18 protein-coding genes are annotated in these 19,060 nt (G+C 66.3%); 9 read left to right on the plus strand and 9 right to left on the minus strand.

Annotated features, from left to right (window positions below):
* Positions 1-193 precede the first annotated feature (193 nt).
* Together QFZ42_RS03635 and QFZ42_RS03640 are read left to right on the plus strand one after the other, a co-directional pair.
* Positions 194-1,066, plus strand: a complete 873-nt coding sequence (locus tag QFZ42_RS03635; RefSeq protein WP_307699642.1) for a GNAT family N-acetyltransferase — start codon at positions 194-196, stop codon at positions 1,064-1,066.
* Positions 1,067-1,111: 45 nt separating this feature from the next.
* A complete protein-coding gene (locus QFZ42_RS03640; RefSeq protein WP_307699643.1) occupies positions 1,112-2,389 on the plus strand; it encodes an NAD(P)/FAD-dependent oxidoreductase in 1,278 nt (425 codons plus the stop codon).
* A gap of 21 nt (positions 2,390-2,410) precedes the next feature.
* On the opposite strand, the gene QFZ42_RS03645 is transcribed toward QFZ42_RS03640, so the two are convergent.
* Both QFZ42_RS03645 and QFZ42_RS03650 read right to left on the minus strand, forming a co-directional pair.
* On the minus strand, positions 2,411-2,881 hold the full coding sequence (locus QFZ42_RS03645) for an SET domain-containing protein (RefSeq protein ID WP_307699644.1): 471 nt from the start codon (positions 2,879-2,881) through the stop codon (positions 2,411-2,413).
* A 27-nt stretch (positions 2,882-2,908) separates the two neighbouring features.
* Positions 2,909-3,829 carry a LysR family transcriptional regulator gene (locus QFZ42_RS03650; protein ID WP_307704162.1) on the minus strand — a complete coding sequence of 307 codons (921 nt, stop codon included), beginning with the start codon at positions 3,827-3,829 and terminating at the stop codon, positions 2,909-2,911.
* Positions 3,830-3,960: 131 nt separating this feature from the next.
* On the opposite strand from QFZ42_RS03650, the gene QFZ42_RS03655 reads away from it, so the two are divergent.
* Both QFZ42_RS03655 and QFZ42_RS03660 read left to right on the plus strand, forming a co-directional pair.
* Positions 3,961-4,854, plus strand: coding sequence for an amino acid ABC transporter substrate-binding protein (locus QFZ42_RS03655; protein ID WP_307699645.1), 894 nt, complete (start codon positions 3,961-3,963; stop codon positions 4,852-4,854).
* 2 nt (positions 4,855-4,856) lie between these two features.
* Positions 4,857-6,173, plus strand: a complete 1,317-nt coding sequence (locus QFZ42_RS03660) for an aminotransferase class V-fold PLP-dependent enzyme (RefSeq protein WP_307699646.1) — start codon at positions 4,857-4,859, stop codon at positions 6,171-6,173.
* On the opposite strand, the gene QFZ42_RS03665 is transcribed toward QFZ42_RS03660, so the two are convergent.
* The 5 genes from QFZ42_RS03665 to QFZ42_RS03685 form a co-directional block, all read right to left on the minus strand.
* Complete coding sequence (locus tag QFZ42_RS03665) at positions 6,136-7,047, minus strand: alpha/beta fold hydrolase (RefSeq protein ID WP_307699647.1); 912 nt, start codon at positions 7,045-7,047, stop codon at positions 6,136-6,138. The genes QFZ42_RS03660 and QFZ42_RS03665 overlap by 38 nt on opposite strands.
* A gap of 96 nt (positions 7,048-7,143) precedes the next feature.
* Positions 7,144-8,382 carry a M20 family metallopeptidase gene (locus tag QFZ42_RS03670; protein ID WP_307699648.1) on the minus strand — a complete coding sequence of 413 codons (1,239 nt, stop codon included), beginning with the start codon at positions 8,380-8,382 and terminating at the stop codon, positions 7,144-7,146.
* Between the two features lie 11 nt (positions 8,383-8,393).
* On the minus strand, positions 8,394-10,172 hold the full coding sequence (gene uraD / locus QFZ42_RS03675) for a 2-oxo-4-hydroxy-4-carboxy-5-ureidoimidazoline decarboxylase (protein ID WP_307699649.1): 1,779 nt from the start codon (positions 10,170-10,172) through the stop codon (positions 8,394-8,396).
* Complete coding sequence (gene puuE, locus QFZ42_RS03680; protein ID WP_307699650.1) at positions 10,169-11,140, minus strand: allantoinase PuuE; 972 nt, start codon at positions 11,138-11,140, stop codon at positions 10,169-10,171. The genes uraD and puuE overlap by 4 nt, the downstream gene beginning before the upstream one ends.
* A gap of 10 nt (positions 11,141-11,150) precedes the next feature.
* Positions 11,151-11,816 carry a GntR family transcriptional regulator gene (locus tag QFZ42_RS03685; protein ID WP_225612662.1) on the minus strand — a complete coding sequence of 222 codons (666 nt, stop codon included), beginning with the start codon at positions 11,814-11,816 and terminating at the stop codon, positions 11,151-11,153.
* 102 nt (positions 11,817-11,918) lie between these two features.
* On the opposite strand from QFZ42_RS03685, the gene uraH reads away from it, so the two are divergent.
* Positions 11,919-12,269: a hydroxyisourate hydrolase gene (uraH, locus tag QFZ42_RS03690; RefSeq protein ID WP_307699651.1), complete on the plus strand. Its 351-nt coding sequence runs from the start codon at positions 11,919-11,921 to the stop codon at positions 12,267-12,269.
* 2 nt (positions 12,270-12,271) lie between these two features.
* Here the strand turns inward: uraH and QFZ42_RS03695 are convergent, their stop codons facing one another.
* Positions 12,272-12,775, minus strand: a complete 504-nt coding sequence (locus tag QFZ42_RS03695) for a hypothetical protein (protein WP_307699652.1) — start codon at positions 12,773-12,775, stop codon at positions 12,272-12,274.
* Positions 12,776-12,828: 53 nt separating this feature from the next.
* Here QFZ42_RS03695 and xdhC point away from each other — a divergent pair, with 53 nt between their 5' ends.
* The 3 genes from xdhC (at position 12,829) to QFZ42_RS03710 (ending at position 16,447) form a co-directional block, all read left to right on the plus strand.
* Entirely contained in the window at positions 12,829-13,635 is an 807-nt protein-coding gene (gene xdhC, locus QFZ42_RS03700; RefSeq protein WP_307699653.1) for a xanthine dehydrogenase accessory protein XdhC, read from the plus strand.
* 190 nt (positions 13,636-13,825) lie between these two features.
* On the plus strand, positions 13,826-15,031 hold the full coding sequence (locus QFZ42_RS03705; protein WP_307699654.1) for a urate hydroxylase PuuD: 1,206 nt from the start codon (positions 13,826-13,828) through the stop codon (positions 15,029-15,031).
* 75 nt (positions 15,032-15,106) lie between these two features.
* Complete coding sequence (locus QFZ42_RS03710) at positions 15,107-16,447, plus strand: glycerate kinase type-2 family protein (protein WP_307699655.1); 1,341 nt, start codon at positions 15,107-15,109, stop codon at positions 16,445-16,447.
* Positions 16,448-16,478: 31 nt separating this feature from the next.
* Here the strand turns inward: QFZ42_RS03710 and QFZ42_RS03715 are convergent, their stop codons facing one another.
* Positions 16,479-17,066: a phospholipid scramblase-related protein gene (locus QFZ42_RS03715; RefSeq protein ID WP_307699656.1), complete on the minus strand. Its 588-nt coding sequence runs from the start codon at positions 17,064-17,066 to the stop codon at positions 16,479-16,481.
* Between the two features lie 254 nt (positions 17,067-17,320).
* On the opposite strand from QFZ42_RS03715, the gene QFZ42_RS03720 reads away from it, so the two are divergent.
* A complete protein-coding gene (locus tag QFZ42_RS03720; RefSeq protein ID WP_307699657.1) occupies positions 17,321-18,763 on the plus strand; it encodes an NAD-dependent succinate-semialdehyde dehydrogenase in 1,443 nt (480 codons plus the stop codon).
* The last annotated feature ends 297 nt before the right edge of the window (positions 18,764-19,060 follow it).

Genomic DNA, 19,060 nt, shown 5'->3' on the forward strand with positions numbered 1-19,060 from the left:
CATCCGCACGTCGGACAAAGCCCACGACGCTGTACTGATCAGTCGGCGGACGGATTCGCCGTGCCGGCAGGATCCGCTGTGGGCGGCTCGCAATCGCACATTTCGCGCTTTTCTCGACACTAGGTTCAGCATCGGCGCGGCAGTGCTTTCTTTAGCATGAGCCCACCATCAGACCCCTGCGAACAGGCCCCGAATGTCCAAGCTCCTGACCGCGCTGCGCGCCGATCACTTGCCGGAAGCCGTCAGGCAATCCTCCGCATTGGGATGGCCATACCGGGAAGCCGACTGGCGCTTCGCGTTCGATCTCGGCAGCGGCTTCGCGGCGGAAGTCGACGGTCGTCTGGTCGCTACGGCGATGTGGTGGCCCTATGGCAAGACCCATGCCTCGGTGGGCATGATCATCGTCGACCCGCGCATGCAGGGGCAGGGCCTGGGGCGTGCCCTGATGGCAAAACTGCTCCACGAGGCGCGCAACCGCACGGTGGTGCTGAACTCCACGGAAGAAGGGCTCCCGCTTTATGCGCAGCTGGGGTTCGTCGCCCGCGGGCGGGTGTTCCAGCACCAGGCCCTATGGCCGGCAACCACCGTTCTTGCCACCGAACCGGCGAGCGTCCGTCCCATGCAGGAAGCTGACAGCGAGAGCGTGCGCCGGTTGGACCTGGCCGCCACGGGGATGGACCGCACAGCATTGCTCGATGCATTGTTCGAGGCCGGGACGACGATGGTTGTCGACCGCGGCGCCGGCGTCTCGGCTTACGCTTGCGCGCGGGAATTCGGGCGCGGCGTGGTGATCGGCCCTGTGGCCGCATCCGGCCCAAACAGTGCGGCCGATGCGAGGGATCTCATCACCGCACTCTCCGACCAAGTCCGCGGCCGGTTTCTTCGCATCGACGTGACAGAGGGCAGTGGTCTGTCCGCCTGGTTGACCGAAACAGGGCTGCCCTGCGTCGGGCATGCCGTGCCGATGGTGCGGGACGTCCAGCCTCGCGCGATCGATGCCGTTGCCGATGCCGTTGCAGATGCGCACCCGCGCCTGTTCGCCCTTTCGAACCAGTCGTTCGGCTGACCCGACGACTCATCGCACATCCCCTGACATGATGGAAATCCACCTATGAAGCTGATGCCCTACTGGCTCGACACTGCGCCCAAATTCACCGGTGGGCAGACCGAAGCGCCCGGCGGCGACGTCGATGTGGCGGTGGTCGGCGCGGGCTTCACCGGCTTGTCCGCGGCCATCGCACTGGCGAAGAAAGGTGCGAGTGTTGCGGTGTTCGACGCCGGGAACGTGGGCAGTGCTGCTTCCGGCCGCAATGGCGGCATGTGCAACAACGGCTTCGCACAAGACTACTGTGCGCTGTCGGGCCAACTCGGGCGGGAGCGGGCCAACATGCTCTACCGCGCCTTCGACGCGGGCGTTTCCAAGGTGGAATCGCTGATCGCGGAGGAAGGCATCGACTGCGACTTCAAGCGCGTCGGCAAGCTCAAGCTCGCTGCCAAGCCGGAGCACTACGAGAAGCTGGCCCGCTCACAGGCATTGATGGCGAAGGAGTGCGATCCCGACACCCACATGGTGACGCGGGCAGAACTGCGCAGCGAAATCGGGTCGGATCAGTACTTTGGCGGCATGGTCTTCGGCAAGAGCGCGGGCATGCACGTGGGGCGCTACGGCCATGGCCTTGCCGTGGCGGCCGCGAAGCGCGGCGTGCGCATCTACGAAAACGCGCCGGTCGTCGGCCTCAAGCGGCAGGCCGGTTCGGTGCACCAGGTCGAAACGCCCGGCGGCAGCATCCGCGCCAAACAGGTGCTGCTCGCGACGGGCACATCGGCCGTGGGGCCGTTGGCCTGGTTCCGCCGCCGCATCGTGCCCGTGGGTGCATTCATCATCGTGACCGAACCGCTCTCGGTCGAAGTGCTAGACCGGCTGACGCCGCGGCGCCGGATGACGACCGACACGAAGAACTTCGTCAACTACTTCCGCGTGACGCCGGACAACCGCCTGCTGTTCGGTGGCCGCGCGCGGTTTGCTGCCACCAATCCCAAGTCGGACGTGAAGAGCGGCGCCATCCTGCAACGATCGCTCGTGGAAGTCTTTCCCGAGCTCAGAGATACCCGCATCGACTACTGCTGGGGCGGCATGGTCGACATGACCCGCGACCGCCTGCCGCGTGCCGGAGAGCGCAACGGCCTCTTCTATTCCATGGGCTACAGCGGGCACGGTACCCACATGTCGACCTACATGGGAACGATCATGGCCGAGGTGCTGGATGGCCGCGCCGACCTGAACCCGTGGCGCGATTTCGACTGGCCCGCGATTCCCGGGCATTTCGGCAAGCCGTGGTTTCTTCCGATCGTCGGCGCGTACTACCGCTTCCAGGATCTGGTGCGCTGAATACCTTCGGCGGCCGGGCGGTCAGTCCGCCTCGGCCGGGGCGAGCATCGTCCCGCGGCAGTTCGGCGAGCCGCAGCGGCAGGGGTACTTCGAGGCCGGCGAACCGTCGTCGGCCGTGAGGGAATAGTCGATGAACAACTCGTCGCCCGCGTCCACCGCCACGATGGTCTGGAACTTCAGCATCAGTTCGCCCGCGTCGTCGTACTCTTCGACGGCTTCGCAGTTCGGATCGCAGGCGTGGTTCAAATGGCGCGTGCCGTTGCCGCCCTTGCCGCCGTCGATGGTCTCGTGGTTGGAGAGCGTGAACAGGTAGGTGAGCTGGTCGTCCCACGCCTTGGCGGCGATCTCCGGCTGCGTGTAGCGCCGGCCTTCATAGAGGCCGAGGAACGCGTAGGCGGGCAGGTCGCGCGTCGCGAAGGCGCCGAGCCCGTGCACTCCGCTGGGTGCCACCCGGATGAAGGGCGTGGACGAGGTTGGATTGCGGCGTTTCATGTGCGCAAGTGTGCACCAGCCGCTTGCTCATCCGTGGGGCTCGTCGTCGGCTTGTGCTTGAAACATGCGCGTGAAATCGCAGCATTCCTGCACCAGCATCACGATCGACGACGTGAGTGCGCTGCGATGCTCGCCCTTGTGCATGGCGACGTAGCGCACCACGGGCAGGGCGGGCACCACGTCGATCACCGCCAGCATGCCGGCCGCAACGAGCGGGGCCAGGCACTGGCGCGGAAGGTAGCTCACGCCCAGGCCCGACACCGTGAGCCCGGTCAGCGCCACGAGGTTGCTCACCACGATGGTGTCGACTGGCTGCACACCCTGGTCCTTCATCCAGGCGTCGTAGGCGCGCCCGGTGCCTGAACTCTTGCCTTGCACCAGCATGCGGTGCCGCGCGAGTTCGTGCAGCCGCACGCTGCCGGTGGCCTGCACCACGCCGGGCTTGCACATCCAGGCGCTCTTCACCTCGCCGATGGCCTTGCTCTGCATGCGCGAATCGGCAAAGGTGTCGGGAACGATCACCAGGTCGAGTTCATCGGCCAGCAGCTTGTCGCGCAGCTGCAGGCTGTCGTCGACGTCGGGCTCGAGAATGACCTTGGGGTAGCGCTGCTGGATCAGGCCCACGAGCCGCGGCAGCCAGGTCATCGCCGTGAGCTCCGTCACGCCGATGCGCAGCCGCCGCTCCACCACGCCCGGCTTGCTGAACTGCTCGACGGCCGCGTCGCGCTGTTCGAGCAGCCTGGCCGCGAGCACGAACATCTCTTCGCCTTTTTCGGTCAGCCGTGCGGTGCGCTGGCTGCGGTCGAAGAGCTCGGTGTCGAACAGCAGCTCGAGCTCATGCACCCGCTTGGACACGGCCGATTGCGAGGTATGAAGCTGGTTGGCCGCCTGCGCGAAGCCGCCGAGCTTGGCGATCCAGTACAGGGCTTCGAGCTGCTTGAAGGTCATCACGGTGCAAGGCCCTGCATTGAACGCTTTTGTTCATCTTATTCGATCACTAAAAATCGCTTTTGGAAATTTGAAGCGGGGCCGAAGATTCGCCGGTGCCGCCTCACGCCTCATCTTCAAAGGACTCTTCCATGAACTTCAAACTGTCCCTCGCGCTCGGCGCCAGCGTTGCATTGATTTGCGGCGCCGCGGCCGCGCAAGAGAGCCCCACGCTGCGCAAGATCAAGGAAAGCGGCACCGTGCAGATCGGCAGCCGCGACACGCAGATTCCGTTCTCCTACAAGACCGGCGCCGAAAGCGCACCCATCGGCTTCACCAACGAGATCTGCCTCAAGGTGGTCGACGCCATCAAGGCCAAGCTCGGCCTTCAGAAGATCGAGGTGCGCTACACGCTGCTCAACTCGACCAACCGCATTCCGCTGGTGCAGAACGGCACGGTCGATCTCGACTGCGCGACCACCACCAACACCGTGCAGCGCCAGCAGCAGGTCGACTTCGCGCCGAGCCATTTCGTCACCAACATCACCGCCGCGGTAAAGAAGAACTCGGGCATCAACTCGATTGCCGACCTGCAGGGCAAGACCGTGGCCACGGTGGCCGGCAGCACCTCGATGCAGCTGCTGCGCGGCTTCCGCAAGACCGAGAACATCGAAGTGCAGGAAATCGCCGGCAAGGACACCGCCGATGCGTTCCTGCTGCTCGCGAGCGACCGCGCCGTGGCCTACGTGCTCGACGACGTGCAGCTGGCCGGCCTCATCGCCAACCAGCCCAACGCCTCCGACTACAAGCTGCTGAAGGACGTGCTGCGGCAAGAACCCTACGGCATCATGATGCGCAAGGACGACCCCGAGTTCAAGGCCGTCGTCGACCAGGCCGTGACCGAGATGATGAAGTCGGGCGCCATCGACAAGCTCTACGCCAAGTGGTTCATGGCGCCCATTCCGCCGCGCAACGTGAACCTCAACTTCCCGATGTCCGACGCCGTGCGCGAGGCCTACAAGAACCCGAACAACAAGGGCGTTTGAAGATGCCGGTGAACACACACCACGCCAACGGGCTGGCGCTTCCCGACGCGCTGATGCGCGAGGTGAGGCAGCGCTTTCTCCATGTCGACCGCGACCACCACGGACGCGAACGCCTCTACTTCGACAACGCAGGCGGCTCGTTCCGGCTGAAGGCGGCGGTCGAGCGCTTCGCGCAGGTCGACGCCATTCCCGACAACGCGGAACGCATCCACGCCACCGCCGTCGAACTGCAAGAGATCCAGGCCCGCGGCACGGCCGACGTGCGCACCATCCTCAACGCACAGGGCGGCAGCGTCTACGCGTCGCTGACCGCTTCGGGCGCGATGTTCGACATGGTGCGCGCCGTGGCCGAGAACGTGCCGGGCACGAACATGGTCACCACCGTGCTCGAGCATCCCTCGTCGTTCGACGCGATGAGCCTCTATGCCGGCAAGCTCGGTCGCGAGCTGCGGGTGGCGAAGAGCAACCCAGAGACCGGCGGCGTCGATGCCGACGAGATCGTGCGGCTGGTGGACAAGGACACCTGCCTGCTCAATGTCATCTACGCATCGAACATCTCGGGCGCCAAGCTCGACCTGGCGCAGATCGTCCGCCGCGCGCGCGAGATCAAGCCCGATCTCTACATCGTGGTGGACGCCGTGCAGCATGCGCCGCACGGGCTGATCGACCTGCAGAAGACGCCGGTCGACGGCATCAACATGGCGCCCTACAAGTTCTTCGGTTGCCGGGGCTCGGGGCTTTCATGGGTGTCGGACCGCGCGGCGCTGCTGCCGCACCACAAGCTCGCGGGCAAGAAGCCCGACTTCTGGGACCTGGGAAGTTCGGCCCCCTGGCAGTATGCCGTGGTCACCGAAATCGTGGACTACGTGTGCTGGCTCGGCGGGCACTTTTCGGATGCCACCGAGCGCCGGGCGCTGTTCGAAGCGGGCATCGCGCACATCGAGCTGCACGAGCGGGCCTTGCTCGCGGCGTTGCTCGACGGAAGCGGCAAGGCCATGGGCCTGCGCAAGATCGAAGGCGTGAAGGTCTTCCTCGACCACCCGGACCTCACGAAGCGCGACCTGATCATCGGCATCGGCTTCGAGCATCTCGATTGCACGCAGGCGGTGGTCGAGTACGGCAAGCGCGGCGTGACGGTCTACGAGCGCGTGGCGAGCAGCCTCTATTCGAAGCGCATGCTCGATTCGTTCGGGCTCGAAGGCACGGTGCGCGTATCGCCGCTGCACTGCAATTCCATCGCCGACATGGAGAAGTTTCTCCGGGTGACGCAGGAGATTGCCGTCAGCGCGAAAGGGCTGCCGACAGGAACCGGCGGATGACCGGCACCACCTGCTCGAGGTGCGTCTCGAGCAGCCAGTGCCCGCCGTCCGTCAGCACCAGCTCGGCTTTTGGAATGTCGCGCAGGTAGGCGCGCGCGGAGGCTTCGGGCATGTAGCCGTCGTTCGGTCCCCAGACGATGAGCGCCGGCGGCTGGTGCTCGCGCAGGTAGGCCTGATAGCGCGGGAACCATTCGAGGTTCTGCTTCAGGCCTTCCATCAGCTTGCGCGCAAGCTCCCGCCGCGGCGGCGTGTTCATCAAAGGCCAATGCAGCTTCCACAGGTCGGGCGGAATCTGCGCGGCCTGCGCTTCGGGCACCTCGCCGACGAACTCGGCGCGAAACCCGTCTTCGCTCACCGCCTCTTCGAGCACCGCGCGGTTCTTTGCCGACGGGTCGCGCCAGAATTCCTGGATGGCCTTGTACTTGGGGCCGAGCGTGTCTTCGTAGATGTCGCCGTTCTGGATGATGAGCGCAGCCACGCGGTCCGGATGGCGAATCGCCAGACGCAGGCCGATCTGCGAACCGTAGTCGTGCAGGTACAGGGCGTACCTGCCGATACCCAGCTTGTTGCAGAAGGCCTCGAGAAAGCCCGCATAGGCGTCGAAATCGAAGCCGAAGGCATCGACGGAAGGCGTGCCGCTGAGGCCGAAGCCCGGGTAGTCCGGCGCCACGAGGCGCCATCTGTCGGCCAGCGCGGGCATGAGCCGGCGGTACTGGAACGACGAGCATGGGTAGCCGTGCGGAAGCAGCAGCACCGGCGCGTCGCGCGGGCCGGCTTCGCGGTAGAAGATCTGAGTCCCGTCGACATCGATGAAGCAATGCGCGACCGCGTGGGCATCGGCGGGCAAGGGGGACATGGAACTGTGTTCGGTCATGCGCCCCATGCTGCGCGCCGGTGCGTGCCGGCGGGTGTAGGTGGCCGCTGACGCGCTGCGTCGGACGCCCGCAACGCAGGCGGCGGCTCTGGACAATCAGGCCATCAGGTCGCTCAGCGTGCGCGCGATCACCTTGGTGGCGCGGCGAAGGTCTTCGAGCACCACGCGTTCGTCGCTGCGCTTGGCATGCGATTCGAGCACGGTGCGCGGACCGGCGCCGTAGATCACGCCTGGAATGCCGGCTTCGCCATACAGGCGCACGTCGGTATAAAGGGGCGTTCCCATGGCCTTGATCGGTTCGCCGAACACCGCTTCCCCGTGCTTCTGGATTGCATCGACCAGCGGCTTGTTGCCGGCCAGCGGCCGCATCGAATTGGCGAGCAGCAGGCGCTTGATGTCGACCGTGATGCCGGCGCCGTCCGTTCCAAAACTGGCGGCGGCATCGGCGATCACCTTGCGGATCGTCGCCTCGACCTCGACCGGGTTCTCTTCGGGAATCATGCGGCGGTCGAGCTTGAACACGACCTTGCCGGGCACCACGTTGGTGTTGGTGCCGCCTTCGATGCGGCCCACGTTGAGGTAGGGGTGCGTGATGCCCTCGACCTTCGACGTCACCTGCTGGTAGAGCGCGTTCTGCGCATAGAGCGCATTGAGGATCTTCACCGCGCCTTGCAGCGCATCGACGCCGGTCGTCGGAATGGCCGCGTGGGCCATCTTGCCGTGCACCGTCACTTCCATCTGCAGGCAGCCGTTGTGCGCCGTGACCACTTCGTAGCTGAAGCCGGCCGCGATCATCAGGTCGGGCTTGGTCAGGCCTTGCCTGAGCAGCCAGCCCGGGCCGAGGATGCCGCCGAATTCCTCGTCGTAGGTGAAGTGCAGCTCGACGCTGCCCTTCGTCGGCTTGGCGGCTGCTTCGAGTGCGCGAAGCGCGAAGGTGAAGCTTGCGAAATCGCTCTTGCTCACCGCGGCGGCGCGGCCGTAAAGGCTGCCGCCTTCGATCTCGCCGCCATACGGGTCGTGCGTCCAGCCTTCGCCGGGGGGCACCACGTCGCCGTGGGCGTTCAGGGCGACGGTGCGGCCTTCGTTGCCGTACTTGCGGCGCACGATCAGGTTGGTGATCGATTCGAGCCCGTAGTCCTTCACCTCCTGTTCCGGCACGGCGTGCTTCTCGGCGTCGAAGCCGAAGTCCTTCAGCAGCTCGGCGGTGCGCTCGGCGTGCGGGGCGTTGTTGCCGGGCGGGGTGTCGGTGGGTACGCGCACCAGTTGCTGCAGGAACTCCACTTCCTCGTCGAAGTGGGCGTCGATCCAGGCGTCGAGCTTGGCGTAGTCGGTCATGTCTTTTCTTTTCAGTGGGCTTGTTCAGCGGCAAGGTCGTCCAGGAGGTGCTGGAAGGCTTCGACCGCGAGCTGGATGTCGTTGTTGGTGCTCGATTCGAGCGGGTTGTGGCTGATGCCCGAGTTGATGCCGCGCACGAAGAGCATGGCCTGCGGCATGACCTCGTGCAGCTTCATCGCGTCGTGGCCGGCGCCGCTGGGCATGCGGTACAACGGCACGCCGAGCGATTCGACGGCCTTTTCCCAGCGCCGCTGCCATTCGGGCGCGCTGGGCGCGGCGGCTGCGCGCATGGCCTCCTCGATGACGAAGCGTACGCCGCGCCGGTCGGCAATCTCTTGCAGCGCGGCCAGCACGTCGCCCACGACGGCGTCGCGCTGCGGATCGTTGGGCGCGCGGATGTCCAGGCTGAACCTGCAGCGCCCGGGTACCACGTTGATCGAGCCGCTCGGCACTTCGAGCATGCCCACGGTGGCGACGGAGTCACCGTCTTTTGCCGCGCGCTGCTCGGCGAAAAGAATCAGTTCGGCCACCGCGGCGGCGGCATCGCGGCGCCGGCCCATCGGCGTGGTGCCGGCATGGCTGGCCATGCCGATCATCTCGCCCACGTAGCGCACGCCGCCGTTGATGGAGGTGACGATGCCCAGGGGAATGTCGAACTCGGTGAGCACCGGGCCCTGTTCGATGTGCACCTCGACAAAGCCGAGATAGCGCGCCGGATCGCGCTGGATCTTCGGAATGTCGGCTTCGTTCAGGCCCGCATGCCGCATGGCTTCGCGCATGGCGATGCCGTCGGCGTCTTTCTGCTCGAGCCAGCGTGGGTCGAAGTGGCCGATGAGCGCGCCCGAACCGAGAAAAGTGGCCTTGTAGCGCTGGCCTTCTTCTTCCGCGAAGCCCACCACCTCGAAGGCGAAGGGCAGGCGCCTGCCCTGGCGCTTGAGTTCGCGCACGCAGGCCATCGGCACGAAGATGCCCAGGCGCCCGTCGTACTTGCCGCCGTTGCGCACGGTGTCGTAGTGCGAGCCGGTGAGCAGGGCCTTGGCATCGGGCGTTGCACCTTCGTAGCGGCCGACCACGTTGCCCACCGCGTCGACGTGCACCGAGTCGAAGCCGCACTCGCGCATCAGTTGCGAGATTTGCGCGGCGCAGGCGCGGTGCGCGTCGGTGAGGTAAGTGACGGTGAGTTGGCCCTTTTCGGCATAGCCAGGGTCGGTGTGCACGGCGAGCGCTTCGTGCCAGTCCCACACGTCGTTGCCGAGCGAGATGTCGGCGCCGAACTTGTCGTCGAGCCGGATCTCGGCAATGCGGTGAATGTTGCGCAGTGCCTCGCCGAGTTCGAAGGCCGGGTGATGGTGCAGCCGGCGCTCGAAGGTGTCGATGATCTCGCGCTTCGACAGGCCCGTTCCCCGTGGACCGCGCACCGCGAGGATGAAGGGAAAACCGAACTTCGCGTTGTAGTCCGCATTGAGCTGCTGGATTTTTGCGAGCTCTTCGGGCGTGCAATCGGTGAGGCCGGCCTTGCCTTGCTCATGGGTCGATTCGGCCGTGAGCGTCTTGCTCACCATGGCCTTGCCCGCGAGCTCGGGGTGGGCGCGAATCAGGCCCAGCTGTTCGTCGGCCGACGCTGCGGCCAGCGCCTGCACCAGCGCATGCTTGAGGTGCGCGAGCGAGCGGAACGGGCGCGCCGCCAGCGCACGCTCGGCGATCCAGGGCGAGTGTTCGTAGATGCCGTCGAGCAGCGCGACGGCTTCGGCCGGCGCGGCTGCGTTGAGTTGATCGAGGGTCAGGCTCATGGTCGGTTTCCTGTGGCGGCCGCTTCGAAGGGGTGGGTCTGCTTCCAGTGGCGTGCGATGTCGACACGCCTGCAAACCCACACACCGTCGTGCTGCGCGATGTGGTCGAGAAAGCGCTGCAGCGCGGTGATGCGGCCGGGCCGCCCGAGCAGCCGGCAGTGCATGCCGATGCTCATCATCTTCGGGCTGTTGTCGCCCTGCGCGTCGCCTTCGGCATAGAGCGCGTCGAATGTGTCTTTCATGTACTGGAAGAACGGGTCGGCATGCGAGTAGCCCTGCGGCAGTGCAAAGCGCATGTCGTTGCAGTCGAGCGTGTAGGGCACGATGAGCTGCGGCACCACGCTGCCGTCGGTCTTCTGCACCTTCATCCAGAACGGCAGGTCGTCGCCGTAGTAGTCGCTGTCGTATTCGAAGCCGCCGTAGTCGGCCACGAGGCGCCGGGTGCGCGGGCTGTCTCGGCCGGTGTACCAGCCCAAGGCACGTTCGCCCGTCAGCTTTTCGATGGCTTCCATGCCCAGGCGCATGTGCTCGCGCTCGGTGGCTTCGTCGAGGTTCTGGTAATGAATCCAGCGCCAGCCGTGGCAGGCGATTTCATGGCCGAGTTCCTGGAAGGCCGCCGTGAGCTCGGGGTAGCGTTCCAGCGCCATGCCCACGCCGAACACGGTAAGCGGCAGGCCGCGTTTCTCGAACTCGCGCAGGATGCGCCAGACGCCGGCGCGCGAGCCGTACTCGTAGATGCCTTCCATGCTGATGTGCCGGTCCGGAAAGCTCGCCGGGTTGAACATCTCTGAGAGGAACTGTTCGGAGCCCGCGTCGCCGTGCAGCGTGGCGTTCTCGCCGCCTTCTTCGTAGTTGAGCACGAACTGCACCGCGATGCGCGCGCCGCCGGGCCATTGGGCATGCGGCGGATTGCGGCCGTAGCCGACGAGGTCGCGCGGGTAGGGCAGGGTGGTGTCGTAGACGGTCATGGGCGTTCGTTCAAGACAGTGCAAGCGAGATGTCGTTGGTGGGAACCTTGCGGTCGAACGTGAGGTTGGCCTCGACGTGCTCCAGGTGTTCGGTCATGAGGCGCACGGCCCGTTCTTCGTCGCGGGCAGCCAGCGCCTTCACAATGTCGGCATGCTCGTCGTTGGAGTGCTCGGCCGCGCTGGTGCTCTGGTACATCAGCGTGATGAGCGCGCAGCGCGAGATGAGCTCGCCGAGAATCTGCGCCAGCACCTGGTTGCCCATGAGCTCGGCCATGCGCACATGGAAGTCGCCGAGCAGCTCGGTGCGGCCCGAGATGTCCTCGCCCGACACGGCGGACTTTTCGAGTGCCACGTGTTCCTTGAGCGCCTTGATCTTCGCGGGCGTGACCGTGCGCACGAACTCGCGCGTCATTTCGGCCTCGAGCATGCGGCGCACCGCGAACACCTGGCGCGCCTCGTCGACGGCCGGGGCCGCCACGAAGGCGCCGCGCGCGGGCTCGAGCCGAATGAGCTTGTTCTGCGAGAGCTGGAACAGTGCCTGGCGCACCAGCGTGCGCGATACGCCGAAATGGTCGGCCAGCTTCTGCTCGGCCAGCTTGGTGCCGGGCTGCAGCCGGTGCTCGACGATGGCCTTGGTCAGCGCGTCGACGATCGAACGGGTGGTGGAGGACTCCATGTTTTTCATGATAGACCCAAAGCCGGTAACTGTATACACTTTTGTCCACCGGAATTTCCCGCCCCATTCGAACCCTCGGTTCCATCATTGAAGGAGCGCCCCATGGGCCTGAGCACTCACGTACTGGACACGATGCACGGCGGCCCGGCGGCCGGCATGGAGGTGGCGCTGTACACCACGCAGGGCGACGCCGCGACGCTGGTGAAGCGCTTCACGCTGAATTCGGACGGCCGCAGCGATGGGCCGCTCTACGACAACCACTCGCTCAAGGTCGGCACCTACCGGCTGGTGTTCGACGTGGCGGGTTATTTCAAGGCGCGCGGCGTGACGCTGCCCGAGCCCAACTTCCTGAACAAGGTGTCGCTGGACTTCGGCGTGGCGCACACCGACCAGCACTACCACGTGCCGCTGCTCGTGAGCCCGTGGAGCTACTCCACCTACCGCGGGTCCTGAGGTCAGTCGCCTTGTTGCTGGCCTTCGGTGAGCGTGTCGAGCTGGAAACGCCCGCTCTTGTCCCACAGCCAGGTGTCGGTCCAGGTGACCGCGCCGAGGCGCGTGGCGGCAGGGAAGGGCGCGGCCTTCAGCACCATGCGCTCGATCTCGGCGATGACCTCGGGCGCATGCTTGGGCGCGCGCATCCAGTGCATCGACACGACCTTGCCGCCGGCATCGAGGTTGACCTGCAGGGTGCCGACCGCATAGAGCATCGGCGGCAGCTGGCCGCCGTAGATGCGCGACCGGTTGGCGTCGTAGACATGGCGCGCCGCGTCGCGGCGGTAGTCGCGCGCATTGGCCGCATTCGATGTGCGCGGCAGGGCGCCGAGTGCACCGCGCTCGGCCGTGGCTTCGCTCAACTGGCCGGGAACGGCCCCGGGGCTTCCGCAGCCGGCGAGCCAGAGTGCGGAACAAAGAGCGGATGCCGCCAGTGCAAGGCGGCGCGGCGTAAGCTGACGGTTCATCCTTGGGTTTATACCGTGAGTCTCGTGCAACCCCGCAACCGAAGGTGTCGGAAATGAACGGCATGGTCGATCAACTGCTGGCCCGTCTTGCGCGCGAAGAGGCGGTGCTGGTGCGCGTCGAATCGACGCAAGGCTCGGCGCCGCGCGAGGCCGGCACCTGGATGGCGGTGTGGGCCGAAGGGCTCACGGGCACCATCGGCGGCGGCCAGCTCGAGTTCCAGGCGACGCAGGAGGCGCGTGAGCTGCTCGCCAGCCAGCGCGCCATCGACGACATCCAGCGCTACCCGCTCGGTCCGAGCCTGGGCCAGTGCTGTGGTGGCGTGGTGTTTCTCTCGTACCGCCGCATCACGGCCGCCGATGCGCCGGCGCTGCAGCGTGAACTGGTCGCGCAGCTCAAGCCCGTGGCGCTGTTCGGCGGCGGACACGTGGGCGCAGCGCTCGCGCGGCTGCTGGCCAGCCTGCCGTTCACCGTGCGCTGGATCGATAGCCGCGACGGCGTGTTTCCCGAGGCGCTGCCCGCGCAGATCGACACCGAACACTCAGAGCCCGTGCAGGACGCCGTGGCCGCGCTCGCACCGGGCAGCCGCGTGCTGATCATGAGCTTCAGCCATGCCGAAGACCTGGACATCGTCATCGCCTGCCTCAAGCGCCTGCGCACCCACGATGACCTGCCCTACATCGGCCTGATCGGCAGCAAGACCAAATGGGCCACCTTCAGCCACCGGCTCGAGGCCCGGGGCTTCGCGCCCGACGAACTGGCGCGCATCACCTGCCCGATCGGCGTGCCCGGTATCACGGGCAAGGAGCCCGAGGTGATCGCGGTCGCCGTGGCGGCACAGTTGTTGCAGTCTCTGGGCTGAACAAAAAAGATCCGCCAATTGCCAAAACTGTATACACTTTCAGTCCACAACAAGCCGCAGCGGAGCGAGGCCCATTGCGTGGAGCCTGCGTTCGCGGCACTTTCTCTGCTTACAGCGCCCGCAGTGGTGAGCAGGCTGAAACCCCTCGATGGCGCGCCTGCGCGTCGCAAGGGCTAGAGAGAGCACTCCGATGGAAAGCTACTACCTCGACTGGGCCAACCTGCTGCTGCGCTGGGTCCATGTCATCACCGCCATCGCCTGGATCGGCGCCTCCTTCTACTTCGTGATGCTGGACAACAGCCTCGAGAAGCCGCAGGACCCCGAGTCGCTCGACAAGGGCGTGGGCGGCGAGCAGTGGGCCGTGCACGGCGGCGGCTTCTACAACATGCAGAAGTACGCGCTGGCGCCCAGGAAGCTGCCGGACCACCTGCATTGGTCGTACTGGGAGAGCTACAGCACGTGGCTCACGGGCTTTGCGCTCTTCACCATGTCGTACCTTTGGAACGCCAGCACCTACCTGATCGACAAGTCGAAGATGGACTGGCAGCCCGGTGCCGCCATCGGCGTGGCGCTGGCCTTCTTCGTCGTGTTCTGGATGGTGTACGACGGCATCTGCCAGGTCTTCGGCCGCCGCAAGAACGGCGACACCATCGTCGGCGTGCTGATCGCGGTCTTCATCGTCTTCGCGACCTGGCTGGCCTGCCAGTGGTTCGCGGGCCGTGCGGCCTTCTTGCTCGTGGGGGCGATGATGGCCACCACGATGAGCGGCAACGTGTTCTTCTGGATCATTCCGGGCCAGCGCAAGAACGTGCAGGCGCTGCGCGAAGGGCGCCCGGTCGACCCGGTGCACGGCCAGCGCGGCAAGCAGCGCAGCGTGCACAACACGTATTTCACGCTGCCGGTGCTGTTCGCGATGCTGAGCAACCACTACAGCTTCACCTACACGCACAAGTACAACTGGGTGGTGCTGCTGCTGATCATGCTCGGCGGCGCGGCCATTCGGCAGTTCTTCGTGGTGCGGCACCGCTTCAAGCTCGGCAACGCGGGCAACCCGCTGCCTTATGCGCTGATCGGCATCGTGGTGCTGGGGCTCACCATCGTGTGGATGAAGCCGGAGCCGGCGGCCGCGCCGGCCGCTTCGGCCGCGGCACCCGCCGTGGCTTTCAAGGATGTGCAGAAGGTGCTCGAGCAGCGCTGCTTCATGTGCCATGGCGCGGCCACGCAGATGAAGAACGTGCGCGTCGATACGCCCGACCAGGTGGCGGCGCATGCACAGGCCATCTACCAGCAGGTCGTCGTGACGAAGATCATGCCGATGAACAACGCGACCGGCATCACCGACGAAGAACGGGCGCTGATCGGCCGGTGGTTCCAGGCCGGGGCCAAGACGAACTAGACGCCGAGATAGACCGCGGTCAAGAGAGCGGGCCGCCGTTCGCCGCACAATCGCCGGATGGAGACAACGCAAGCCATGACCGCATCGACCTCGTCCATCGGGCCCGCGCCCGATCCGCGCGAAGCACCGCGCGCTTTTCTCGAACATCTGTACCGCGTGGCGGTGGACCGCGCGCTGCCGCTGTCCACCCTGGGCGCCCACCTGCCGAAGCCGCCGAAGGGCCGCACGCTGGTGCTCGGCGCCGGCAAGGCCGGCGGCTCGATGGTGCAGGCGCTCGAAGCCCTGTGGCCGGCCAACGCGCCGCTCTCGGGCCTGGTCGTCACGCGCTACGACCACATTCCGCCCCGTCCCGAAGGCGTGCCGCAGCGCATCGAACTCGTCGAGGCCGCGCATCCCGTGCCCGATGCGGCCGGGCAGCAGGCGGCCGAGCGCATCCTCGCGCTCACGCAGGGGCTCACGGCCGACGACCTCGTGCTGTGCCTGATCTCGGGCGGCGGCTCCTCGCTGCTGGTGCTGCCGGCCGAAGGCCTCACGCTGGCCGACAAGCAGCGCATCAACAAGCAACTGCTCGACAGCGGCGCCCACATCGGCGAGATGAACTGCGTGCGCAAGCATCTCTCGCGCATCAAGGGCGGCCGTCTTGCGGCAGCCTGCGCGCCGGCGCGCGTGGTGACGCTCACCATCAGCGACGTCCCGGGCGACGACGCAGCCGTGATCGCGAGCGGCCCGACCGTGCCCGATGCGACCACCTGCGCCGAGGCGCTGGCCATTCTCGACCGCTACGGCATCGAGGTGCCGGGCCCCGTGCGTGCGCAGCTCGAAAGCGGCGAACTCGAAACCCCCAAGCCGGGCGATGCGGTGTTCGCGGGCCATGAGGTCCACATGATCGCCACGCCGCAGCAGTCGCTCGAAGCGGCGGCCGGTGCGGCGCGCGCGGCAGGTATCGAAGCGCACATCCTCAGCGACGAAATCGAAGGCGAATCGCGCGAGGTCGGCAAGGTACATGCCGCGCTGGCGCGCGCCGTGGCGCAGCGCGGCCAGCCGTTCGCGCGGCCCTGCGTCATTCTGTCGGGCGGTGAAACCACGGTCACGATCCGCCCGCGCCAGCCCGGCCAGGCCAAGGGCCGCGGCGGCCGGGCCGGCGAACTGTGCATGGGGCTGGCCGGTGCGCTGATGGGCCAGCCGCAGGTCTGGGCGCTGGCCGCCGACACCGACGGCATCGACGGCGTGGAAGACAACGCCGGAGCCTTCGTGACGCCCGACACGCTGGCGCGCGCCACCGCCGCCGGGAAGAAGCTGTCGAACCATCTCGACCGCAACGACGCCTACGGCTACTTCGACGCCATCGGCGACCTGTTCGTGACGGGGCCGACGAACACCAACGTCAACGACTTTCGCGCACTGCTGGTGCTGTAGCCGTCACGACCGTCCCGCGAGCGGCGGAGGTTCACTCCTTGAGCACCATGTCGATGCACATCACCGCCGCCACGATCAGCAGGCGCCGGCTGTCACCGGCCGGCACGCCCGGGTCGATGGACAGCATGTAGTTGTCGGCGGTGGTGAACAGCTCCTTGCCCAGGCCCGCCCATTTCTTGGAGACGGCGGCGAATTCGGCCCCGCCCTTCACGAAGCGGAAATCCCAGCTGGTCCAGGTGCCCTTGAGCGTGCAGGCCACCTGCTCCTGCGCATCGAACACGTCGAACTTGCCGCCGATGGAGAAGAGCTTTTGCCTGAACGAGCCGACGACCCGGTCATTGCCGTCCAGCACCTGTACCTTCGACAGGAGGAAGGACACGCCGCGCTTGACGGACAGCACCTTCTGGCCTTCGGGCGTGGACACCACCACGTCGAAGGGCGTGAAACGCTTGTAGTCGGTGAAGCGCAGCAGCTTGCTGAAGAAGCCGAGGTTCGGCTCGCGGCATTCGAGAATCTTCTGCTGGGATTGCGGATCGAAGATGTCGTAGTTGTTGGCCGCCTTGAAGATGCCGACGTGTTCCTTGATGAAAAACAGGTTGTTGCGAAGTGCTGCGTGCATGATTTCCCTCTGGCCCTCTGTGAGTTTGTGAGTTTGTGAGTTTGTTTGGCGGGGGATTATGTGCGGCATGCATGGCGCACAGGCATGCCTGCGGCCTTCGTGACCGGCGGCGGACGCGGTTTGCGAACTCGGGTTAATCTATGCCCCCGGCGGCAATTTGCCGCCGTTGTCGCAAGCGCACCTCCCGGGTGCCGCACCGCGCCCCCCAGATTTCCCCTTTTTTCATCATCCAGTCCTCGAAGGAAAAGTTCGCCATGACCGCCACTTACACCGACACCCGCCTGCTGATCGACAACGAATGGGTCGACGCCACCGGCGGCAAGACGCTGGACGTCGTGAACCCCGCCACGGGCAAGGCCATCGGCAAGGTGGCGCACGCCAGCATTGCCGACCTCGACCGCGCCCTGGCCGCCGCCCAGCGCGGCTTCGAAAAATGGCGCAACACGCCCGCCAACGAGCGCGCCGCCATCATGCGCCGCGCCGCCGGTCTGATCCGCGAACGCGCCCCCGAAATCGCCAAGCTGCTGACGCAGGAGCAGGGCAAGCCGCTCGCCGAAGCCAAGGGCGAAACGCTGGCCGCCGCCGACATCATCGAATGGTTCGCCGACGAAGGCCGCCGCGTCTACGGCCGCATCGTGCCCTCGCGCAACCTGGCCGCGCAGCAGCTGGTGATCAAGGAGCCGCTGGGCCCGGTCGCCGCGTTCACGCCGTGGAACTTCCCCATCAACCAGATCGTGCGCAAGCTCGGTGCCGCGCTGGCCACCGGCTGCTCGTTTTTGGTGAAGGCGCCCGAGGAAACCCCGGCCTCGCCCGCCGCGCTGCTGCAGGCTTTTGTCGATGCCGGCATTCCGCCCGGCACCGTGGGCCTGGTGTTCGGCAACCCGGCCGAAATCTCGAACTACCTGATCTCGCACCCGATCATCCGCAAGGTGACCTTCACGGGCTCCACCCCGGTCGGCAAGCAGCTGGCCGCGCTGGCCGGCTCGCACATGAAGCGCGTGACGATGGAACTGGGCGGCCACGCCCCGGTCATCGTGGCAGAAGACGCCGACGTGGCACTGGCCGTGAAGGCCGCCGGCGCCGCCAAGTTCCGCAATGCGGGCCAGGTCTGCATTTCGCCGACCCGCTTCCTGGTGCACAACAGCCTGCGCGAAGAATTCGCCCGCACGCTGGTCAAGTACACCGAAGGCCTGAAGCTCGGCGACGGCCTCGCCGAAGGCACGACCCTGGGCCCGCTCGCCAACGCACGCCGCCTCACGGCCATGGCCCATGTGCTGGACGATGCGCGCAAGAAGGGCGCGACCGTGGCCGCCGGCGGCGAACGCATCGGCGACACGGGCAACTTCTTCGCGCCCACCGTGCTGACCGATGTGCCGCTCGATGCCGACGTGTTCAACAACGAACCCTTCGGTCCCATCGCGGCCATCCGCGGCTTCGACACGCTCGAAGAAGCCATCGCAGAAGCCAACCGCCTGCCGTTCGGCCTGGCCGGTTACGCCTTCACCAAGTCGATCAAGAACGCGCACCTGCTGAGCCAGAAGCTCGAGCTCGGCATGCTGTGGATCAACCAGCCCGCCGCGCCGTCGCCGGAAATGCCGTTCGGCGGCGTGAAGGACTCGGGCTACGGTTCGGAAGGCGGCCCCGAGGCGCTCGAGGCTTACCTGAACACCAAGGCTGTTTCGATCATGAGCATCTAAGCGGTTCGTTCAGAACGCTCGGGTTCTTTTGGAAAGGCGGCATCGCTTCGGCGGTGCCGCTTTTTTTTGTGCCGTTGTTCAGGGCGGCGCTCCCGCCGACGGGGTGCCTTGCTCCGCGAATGTCCCCCGGGCTTCGCCCTCCTCCTTGATTTCGCTGCGCAAGGCACCCCGCCAGCGGGAGCGTTATTCAGAGCGGTCGTTGATCGGCGGTGCACCCAGAGCGTGCCCCAGTGCACAGGGCATCGGGTGCTCCCCGCAGCGAAATAAAGGAGGAGGGCGAAGCCCGGGGGACATTCG

The organism is Variovorax paradoxus (genome assembly GCF_030815855.1).
Classification (GTDB): Bacteria; Pseudomonadota; Gammaproteobacteria; order Burkholderiales; family Burkholderiaceae_C; genus Variovorax; species Variovorax paradoxus_M.